The sequence below is a fragment of the Inquilinus sp. genome, from assembly GCF_057815775.1.
The window spans coordinates 1-7,841 of record NZ_JBYRFX010000718.1; the positions used below are offsets into that span (position 1 = coordinate 1).

The 7,841-nt window shown below is 66.7% G+C and carries 12 protein-coding genes; 7 read left to right on the plus strand and 5 right to left on the minus strand.

Features of this window, described 5'->3' with window-relative positions; all coding sequences use genetic code 11:
• Both AC3XYG_RS25180 and AC3XYG_RS25185 read left to right on the plus strand, forming a co-directional pair.
• The coding region (locus AC3XYG_RS25180) for a PDR/VanB family oxidoreductase (RefSeq protein ID WP_489142613.1) at nt 1-891 on the plus strand (891 nt) is incomplete at its 5' end.
• Between the two features lie 108 nt (nt 892-999).
• On the plus strand, nt 1,000-1,911 hold the full coding sequence (locus AC3XYG_RS25185) for a hypothetical protein (protein WP_489142614.1): 912 nt from the start codon (nt 1,000-1,002) through the stop codon (nt 1,909-1,911).
• Here AC3XYG_RS25185 and rpsI read toward each other — a convergent pair.
• Both rpsI and rplM read right to left on the minus strand, forming a co-directional pair.
• Entirely contained in the window at nt 1,829-2,305 is a 477-nt protein-coding gene (rpsI, locus tag AC3XYG_RS25190) for a 30S ribosomal protein S9 (RefSeq protein ID WP_489142615.1), read from the minus strand. The two genes, AC3XYG_RS25185 and rpsI, sit on opposite strands and share 83 nt — an antisense overlap.
• A gap of 4 nt (nt 2,306-2,309) precedes the next feature.
• Entirely contained in the window at nt 2,310-2,768 is a 459-nt protein-coding gene (rplM, locus tag AC3XYG_RS25195; protein WP_489142616.1) for a 50S ribosomal protein L13, read from the minus strand.
• A 430-nt stretch (nt 2,769-3,198) separates the two neighbouring features.
• Between rplM and AC3XYG_RS25200 the strand changes: the two genes are divergently transcribed.
• Nucleotides 3,199-3,327, plus strand: coding sequence for a hypothetical protein (locus AC3XYG_RS25200; protein WP_489142617.1), 129 nt, complete (start codon nt 3,199-3,201; stop codon nt 3,325-3,327).
• Nucleotides 3,324-3,455, plus strand: a complete 132-nt coding sequence (locus AC3XYG_RS25205) for a hypothetical protein (RefSeq protein WP_489142618.1) — start codon at nt 3,324-3,326, stop codon at nt 3,453-3,455. Before AC3XYG_RS25200 ends, AC3XYG_RS25205 begins: the two co-directional genes overlap by 4 nt.
• Before the next feature lie 61 nt (nt 3,456-3,516).
• On the opposite strand, the gene AC3XYG_RS25210 is transcribed toward AC3XYG_RS25205, so the two are convergent.
• Both AC3XYG_RS25210 and AC3XYG_RS25215 read right to left on the minus strand, forming a co-directional pair.
• Complete coding sequence (locus AC3XYG_RS25210; RefSeq protein ID WP_489142619.1) at nt 3,517-3,939, minus strand: PaaI family thioesterase; 423 nt, start codon at nt 3,937-3,939, stop codon at nt 3,517-3,519.
• A gap of 197 nt (nt 3,940-4,136) precedes the next feature.
• Nucleotides 4,137-5,036, minus strand: coding sequence for a ferritin-like domain-containing protein (locus AC3XYG_RS25215; RefSeq protein ID WP_489142620.1), 900 nt, complete (start codon nt 5,034-5,036; stop codon nt 4,137-4,139).
• Between the two features lie 274 nt (nt 5,037-5,310).
• On the opposite strand from AC3XYG_RS25215, the gene AC3XYG_RS25220 reads away from it, so the two are divergent.
• Nucleotides 5,311-5,961, plus strand: coding sequence for a response regulator (locus AC3XYG_RS25220; protein WP_489142621.1), 651 nt, complete (start codon nt 5,311-5,313; stop codon nt 5,959-5,961).
• A 151-nt stretch (nt 5,962-6,112) separates the two neighbouring features.
• Nucleotides 6,113-6,718 (plus strand): hypothetical protein, encoded by a 606-nt coding sequence (locus AC3XYG_RS25225; protein WP_489142622.1) that lies wholly within the window; start codon nt 6,113-6,115, stop codon nt 6,716-6,718.
• A 120-nt stretch (nt 6,719-6,838) separates the two neighbouring features.
• Here AC3XYG_RS25225 and AC3XYG_RS25230 read toward each other — a convergent pair whose 3' ends face one another.
• A complete protein-coding gene (locus AC3XYG_RS25230) occupies nt 6,839-7,225 on the minus strand; it encodes a hypothetical protein (RefSeq protein WP_489142623.1) in 387 nt (128 codons plus the stop codon).
• A gap of 329 nt (nt 7,226-7,554) precedes the next feature.
• Between AC3XYG_RS25230 and AC3XYG_RS25235 the strand changes: the two genes are divergently transcribed.
• A partial coding sequence (locus AC3XYG_RS25235) for a hypothetical protein (RefSeq protein WP_489142624.1) occupies nt 7,555-7,841 on the plus strand: 287 nt, incomplete at its 3' end.

The window sequence follows — 7,841 nt, forward strand, 5'->3', positions numbered from 1 at the left end:
GTGCTGTCCTTCGAGCTGGCCGACCCCGACGATTGGGAGCTGCCGCCCTTCACCGCCGGGGCGCATATCGACGTCCATCTGCCGAACGGCAAGGTCCGGCAATATTCGCTGCATGGCGACCCGGCGGAGGCCAACCGCTACCGCATCGCGGTCAAGCGCGAGGCGGCCGGCCGCGGCGGGTCGGCCTGCCTGCATCGCGACATCGCCGAGGGCGACATCCTGTCGGTGTCGCTGCCGCGGAACCACTTCCCGCTGGCCGCGGCGCCGCACCATGTGCTGATCGCCGGCGGCATCGGCATCACGCCGTTCCTGTCGATGATCCCGGCGCTGGACGCGGCCGGCGAGGGGTTCGAGCTGCATTACTGCACGCGCACCCGGGCCACCACGCCGTTCCTGGACCAGCTGGCGCCGCTCGCCGCCGCCGGCCGGGTGCGGCACCATTTCAGCCGCGGCGAGACGCCCGCGCCCCTCGACATCGCGGCGCTGATCGCGCGGGTGCCGGCGGATGCCCATGTCTATTGCTGCGGCCCGGCGGCGATGATCCGCGCCGTGCAGGACGCCGCCGGGCCCTCCTTCGCTGGCCGGCTGCATGCCGAGCTGTTCGGCCTTGCGGACGGGACAGCCGGCGCCAGCGACTTCACCGTCGAGCTGGCGCGGTCCGGCCGCAGCGTCGCGGTGCCCAAGGGCCAGACCATGCTGGCGGCGCTGCGCGAGGCGGGGGTCGAGATCGATGCGTCCTGCGAGGCCGGCATCTGCCTGGACTGCAAGACCCGCTACCTCGCCGGCACGCCGGTCCATCGCGACCTGGCGATGCGCGCCGTGGACCGCGCCGACTTCATCACGCCCTGCGTCTCGGGCTGCGCCGGGCCCAGCCTGGTGCTGGATCTGTGATCTCGCACCAAGCCTGAGTCACGGTGTCCCAGCCGGGAAAACCCGCTTGCCCCGCGCGGCCGTGGCCGGCACAGTGCGCCCCCGTGAACCCACCAGGGCTGCGATCGGATGACCCCATCACGACGCAACGCTGTGCTGGCGATTCTGGCCGGCAGCCTGCTGATGACGGCCCCCGCGGCGCGGCTGCCGACCGCGCCGGGCCTCGGCATGGCCTTCCCGCCCCCCGGCCCCGAGATCCTGGCGCCGCATTCCAGCGACGGGGTCTTCGCCACCCTGCTGGCCCGGACCGAGAGCAGTGGCGACCCCAAGCAATTGAACAAATGGGGCTATGCCGGGCTGTTCCAGCTGGGCGAATCCGCCGCGTCGATCGCCGGGCTGTACGACCCGGGCGAGCCGATGGCGGCGGACGACACCCGCAACCGCTGGCGCGGCACCTTCCACATCCCCGGCTACCCTGAAGTGCGCAGCATCGGCGATTTCCTGGACACGCCGGCGGCGCAGCTGGAGGCGTTCCGCCTGCATCTCGACCATCTCGACGGCGAGATCGCGCGGCGCGGCCTGGACCGCCAGATCGGCCACTATGTCGCCGGGGTGCCGATCACCTGGGATGGCTTGCGCGCCATGATGCATCTGGGCGGCCCCGACGGGACCGAGCGCTTCATCGCCACCGCCGGCGCCTATGACCCGGCCGATGCCAACGGCATGCACATCAGCGATTACGGCCGCCGCTTCGCCGGCTTCGTCGCGATCCAGCCGACCAAGCCGGCGATCACCCCGACGGTGGCGACGCCGGCCGGCATCACGCCGACGCTGATCGCCACCCCGGCCGGCGCCAGGACCGCGCCGCGCAGGGCTCCTCCCCCGGAACGACAAAGGGGCGCCCGAGGGCGCCCCTTGCCGACCCGAAGAGATGGGCCGTATCGAAGATCCGGACGGATCAGCGCTTCGAGAACTGGAAGCTCTTGCGGGCGCCGGACTTGCCGTACTTCTTGCGCTCGACCACGCGCGAGTCGCGGGTGAGGAAGCCATGCGCCTTGAGCGCCGGACGCAGGCCCGGCTCGTAGTGCTCCAGCGCGCGGCTGAGGCCGTGACGGACCGCACCAGCCTGGCCGGAGAGACCGCCGCCCTTGACGGTGCAGACGATGTCGAACTGGTTCAACCGGTCGCACACCTCGAACGGCTGCAGCAGCAGCATCCGCAGCACGGGGCGGGCGAAGTAGACTTCCTGGGCGTGGCCGTTGACGGTGACCTTGCCGGAACCCGGCTTGATCCAGACGCGGGCGACCGCGTCCTTGCGGCGGCCGGTGCCGTAGGCACGGCCCTGGGCGTCACGCTTCGGCAGGACCGGCGCGACTTCGACCGCAACGGCGTCGAGGGCGGGCTTCAGATCGGAGAGGGACTGCAGATCGGCCACGGCCTTACCTCTTATTCTTCGGGTTCATGGCAGCGACATCAAGCGCCTCGGGCTGCTGAGCCTCGTGCGGATGCGACGCGCCGGCATAGACCTTGAGGTTGCCCATCACCTTGCGGCCGAGCGGGCCGCGGGTGATCATCCGCTCCACGGCCTTCTCGATCACGCGCTCCGGATGGGCGCCGTCGAGGATCTGGCCCTTGGAGCGGCCCTTGATGCCGCCGGCGAAGCCGGTGTGCCAGTAGTAGATGCTGTCCTGGCGCTTGTTGCCAGTCAGGCGAACCTTCTCGGCATTGACGACGATGACGTTGTCACCGGTGTCGACATGCGGCGTGAAGATGGTCTTGTGCTTGCCGCGAAGGCGCATCGCGATGATGCTGGCGAGACGACCGAGGACGACGCCGTCGGCGTCGACAACGATCCACTTCTTCTCCACCTCGGCAGGCTTGGCGGAATATGTCTTCATGACGGGCCCTTGATGAGGGTCGGGAACGGATACCACCGGTTCCCTGGTGACAGGGTCCGGCGAGAGGCGGCTGTTTACGCGCCACCCCATCCGCCGTCAACGGAAAAAACGTAGAAGCAGCAGCGATTTAGCGACAAGGTATCATGATACCTTGCGCCAAAGCCGCGGAAATGCAGTGCTGACAGCCCCCTCCCCGCATTGGGCCGATCCTTCGGCCTGGGCCGCGGCACCATCGAATCCACGCCATCCGGACGATTCGAACGAGGCATAATCCGAGGCGATTGGTGGGATCACGGTGTTTTAAGGTTGTCAACCCCCCTCACATGAGGGGATTGCCACAGATGTCCACACGGAAGATCCTGCAGACATCCGCCGCAGCAACCGCCGCGACGGGTGGGGCCGTTGGTGATGGGAGTATGGGGAGGGTTCGATGACAGTGCTTCCGGTGGTGACATTTGCCGTGATCGCGGTGCTGCTGCGATTTGCCGGGCGGGATTTCGCGTTGATCATAGGCGGAACGGCGCTGTCGGCCGCCCTGCTGCTGCTGACGCTGACATGAGGGCCCGCCGCGCCCGCCGGGCCGCCGTCCTGATTTCCGTCTTCATCGCCTTTGGCACGGCGACGGGCGCCGCCAGCCCGTTGCCGGTGCTGGGGGTCCTGCCCGCGGCCATCGGCACCTCGGCCTGATCCGGCGCCCTGCACACCTCCAGCCGCGCGCCAAGAGTCGCGCGGACTCAGCCGCGCGCCGTCATCCTCGTGGTGGAATCGAATAGGTGCCGGTGGCGTGGGCGACCGGCTCCGCATCCCCTTCCGAGAACAGCGTCACCTCGCCATAGGCCAGGCGCTTGCCCAGCTTCAGCAGCCGCGCCTCGGCCACGACAGGCACCAGGGCCGGCCGGCGCAGGAAATTGATCGCCATCGAGGTCGTCACCGCCAGTTCGACCCGGCCGATCCGGCTGAGCACGGCGGCGTAGAGCGCGACATCGGCCAGGCCGAACAGCGCCGGCCCGGTGATGGTGCCGCCCGGCCGCACGAAATCCTCGCGATACGGCATCACCAGCGTCGCCGTGCCCGCCCCCAGCGCCGTCACCGTCACGCCATAGGCGCCGACCAGCGGCACCCCCTCGCGGATGATCGCCTCCATCACCGCGGCCTCGATCGCCGGCTGCATCCCGCCCTCCTGCCGTTTGCGCCAGTAGGGCGGAGTGCTGCGGCTGCCGCAAGCCTCCCGGCATATCCTCGGCCCGGATTGCCCGGGGGTGCGGGGGACCTGGTTTGAAATCGGAGAAGATCGGCCGTCGGAGCAGGCGCGACAGAGCGTCATCGAGCGTCGATGGGCCGGCTATCGGACCTGCTCCTCAAGCCAGCTCAGCGAATGACGCCGTTCAGCCGGTTCGGGAAGAAGCCGAAATTACCCGAGGCGCCCCCGAGATAGACGATGTTCGCCACCTGGGCCGGGGTCCGGCTGTAGGCAATGCCGTTCAGGTCGGTCGGGACGACATTGATGGCGCCGTTCACGGTGACGCCCTGGTCGAGGTCGGTCGAGCCGTCGACGGCATCGCGCAGGTTGGAGATCTTGTTCGCCGGATCGCTCAGACCGCGCGAGATCAGCAGCGTCCGGATTTCCCCGGCGTGATACGCCTCGACCGCGAGAATGCCGGCCGCGGCTTCGAGATAGTCCTTGTTCTGCAGGAAGCGGGCGGCGCCCTTGTAGGCGGTGACGCCGACATCCTCGAAAATGAACGCGCCGAGCAGGAAGCTGTTCTCGTCCTGGAACGGGTTGAACGTCGCCGTCGGCCCAACCACCCCGGCGGCGCGCGCCGCAAAGGTGAAGGCCGTGTTCAGATTGATCGCCGGCCGCGCGACACGGGCGCTGCCGAGATTGGCCCGCAGGAATTTGACGTGATGATCCTCGTCACTGGCGATTTCCTGGGCATATTGCCGGATCGCGGTGGTCTGGAACGGCACGAGCGAGCCGCCCGTCACCGCGCCCAGGGTTCCGGTGCCGGTGGTATCGACATCCGCCAGCCCGTGCCCGAATGCTGCGCGCACATAGAACTCGGCTTCGAGATATTCCAGGTTCAGGGCAAAATTCAGAATGTTGACATCCGTCAGGACGGATTGGGCCTCGGCCGAGTCCGTCAGGAGAGGGATGCTGCCCATTCCGGTCATGGCCGCCAGCGTCGCCGCGCTGGCCCCGCCGAGAAATTTGCGCCGGTCCGGGCCGATACTGTCCGCACCCCGATTGAAGGAAACATTGTCCGTCATATCAGTCTCCACCGTTGCGACAACACACACGCAAGGAGGCATGACCACGATCATTGTCCGCGCTGCCCCCCACCCGATTTCTGTTACGGGGCGCCATGAACGGCAGATCACAACGGGCGAAATTATTTATCCTCGATCTCAGATATATCGTAACAATATTGCATTAAATGCGCGTCTGTGAGGCGAGATCGGCTATGGGCTTTCCGGCTTTGCCGCGGCGTCCACGTCGACAATCGCCGAGACCGATCGGGGTCTGCTCCAGCCGGGACAGTATGTGCGCCTGGCCGTGACCGACACCGGCGAAGGCATGGACGCTGCGACCATCGCCCGCGCCACCGAACCCTTCTTCACGACCAAGGGCGTCGGCAAGGGCACCGGGCTCGGCCTGTCGATGGTGCATGGCCTGGTGGAGCAGATGAATGGCCGGATGACGATCAGCAGCCGCAAGGATCACGGCACGACGATCGAACTCTGGCTCCCGGCAGCACCCGCGATCACTGCGGAGCCGCTGCCTCCCTCCCTCGCGAAGCTCCCCGAAGCCGGACTGCCCGCAGGCCCGATGCGCATCCTCGCCGTCGACGATGACGGGCTGGTGCTGATGAACACGGTGATGATGCTGGAGGAGCTGGGCCATCATGCGGTCGGCGCGGCATCGGCGACCGCGGCGCTGGAGCTTCTGCGCGGCGAAACCGTGGATCTGGTGATCACCGACCAGGCGATGCCGGGCATGACCGGCACGCAGCTGGCCAAGGCCCTGGCGTCGGAATGGCCTGGCCTGCAGGTGATCCTCGCCACCGGCTATGCCGAGCTGCCGAACGGTGTGGCCACCGGGCTTCCGATCCTGTCCAAGCCCTTCACGCTGCACGAGCTGTCCGCCGCCGTCGCTGACTTCGCGCCGGCCGTCGCAACCGACGGCGCGGGCTAGCCTGCCTCCTTGACCCCGACCTGCGGTGCCGCATTGCCGTGGCATCTGGTTCGCAGGGCGGCTCAAGCCGCTCAAGCCGGAGGCCTTTACCACTCACCAGTTTAAGGCTAGAATACGTCCGTATTATCGAGTAACTTTTTGAGGCAGTATTATGCAAAAATTACTCATCGGTCGATCAATTCTGTTCGTAGCAGCCGCTCTTCTGGCCACCACCGGGGAAATCGAAGCATCGGCACCGCATCATTTCTATCTTGTCAACGACACAGACTATCCAATGCAGATAACATACAGCAATGGACGCTGCATTTATTCATCCAGTTTTCCGAGTATGATCCCCCCTCACAATACCGCCACCATTAATTGGGAAGACGACAACAACCCATGGTCGGTTCCGAATTATTGCGGCGGCAAGGATAAATTCGTCTACTTCTCGTTCCATCTGAACGGGGCGCCGGAGCAGTATGATGGCTACCTCGGCATGACGCATCGGAATCTTTATAGCAGCGATTGGTATAATGGCCTGTTCTATGGACAGGGCATCAAGATCGGCCAGGACCAGTCGATCCTCGCCGGCAGCGACGGAAACCCGCCACCCCCATGGATCCGGGGTGGTGAGGGGAATGAAGGCAACGATATGGGGCCGTGGTCGGAGATGGAGATGGCCGGACGGGACAATTACAACTGGCCCCGTGTCCATATCTCGGATGACGAGTGGTTTTTCGACATCAGCTATCCCATCACGAACGACCCCAAGTGAGGGTTTGAGAGAGCGCGGCCGAAGACGAGTCCGGACGGCCCCTGCACGACGTGTTCGCCGGCCCTGCACAGCGCCAAGGCGCTGTGCAGGGGCCACAATCCGGTGGCCGTCGGCAGATGCCTATTTGATGCGTGTCCAGGCCTCGCTGCCCAGCTTCGTGCCGTTCTGCATGTCGGCCCAGACGCCCTGGAGCTTGCCGTCCTTCGGCGACATGGCGAAGACGAAGCCGCCATTGCCGAGCACGCCGCCGACCGCCATGGTGGTGCCGAGGAAGACGCCGCGGCCGACCGAATTGCTGCCGCCCACCGTCCAGGTCACGAGATAGGTGTCCCCCGTCGCCTCGACCATGACGGTTCCGGTGTATTTGCTGCCGTTCGGGTTGGTGCCGTCGACGCTGTAGGTCCCGGTCACTGCGCCCTGGGCCATCGCCAGGTGCGGAACCGCGAAGATCGTGCCCAGCAGGATCGTCGCGGCCAGGGCCATGCTGTTGAAAAAATTGCGAACCATGAGAATACCCCCTGTTGATCGGCGCCTTAATGAGCCGCCGATACCGGGATGATCCGCGATCTTCGTGGCAGCCTCATGTCACGGCGCCAGGTTTTGCGGGCAGGATCGCTTCGCTGCGCTCGCGATGACCGTTTTGGGGAAGCCGCCCTCGCCAAACCCTCACCCGTCATCGCGAGCCCGAAGGGCGTGGCGATCCAGGCTGGCGCAGTAAACGAATTGTTCATCGACGCGGCCCTCGCTCTTCGTTCATCATCTGTTCCATGCAAAACGCCTCCGAACCCCCCGACATCCAGGCCCACTGCCGCGGTCTTGCGTTGCAGGGGATCGAGATGCTCAGCCGCCTCGCCGAGATCGGCATGCGGCTGGCCGAGGGGGAGGGTGCCCGCGCCCTGGCGGCGCAGGCCTGGGCCGCCGAAGTCCGGGCCGATCCGGCCGGGCTGCCGGCGGATGAGGCCGACCCCCGGGTCGAGGCGCGCGAGGCCGGGCTGGCCTTCGACCGCTTCGCCCGCTCGGTGCAGCGCTCGCTGAGCCTGCGCGGCCGCGCCGCCGACAGCCTGTGTGTCCGCGACAAGGCCGCAGCGGCCGAGCGCGAGACCAATCGCAAGCTGCGCCGCAC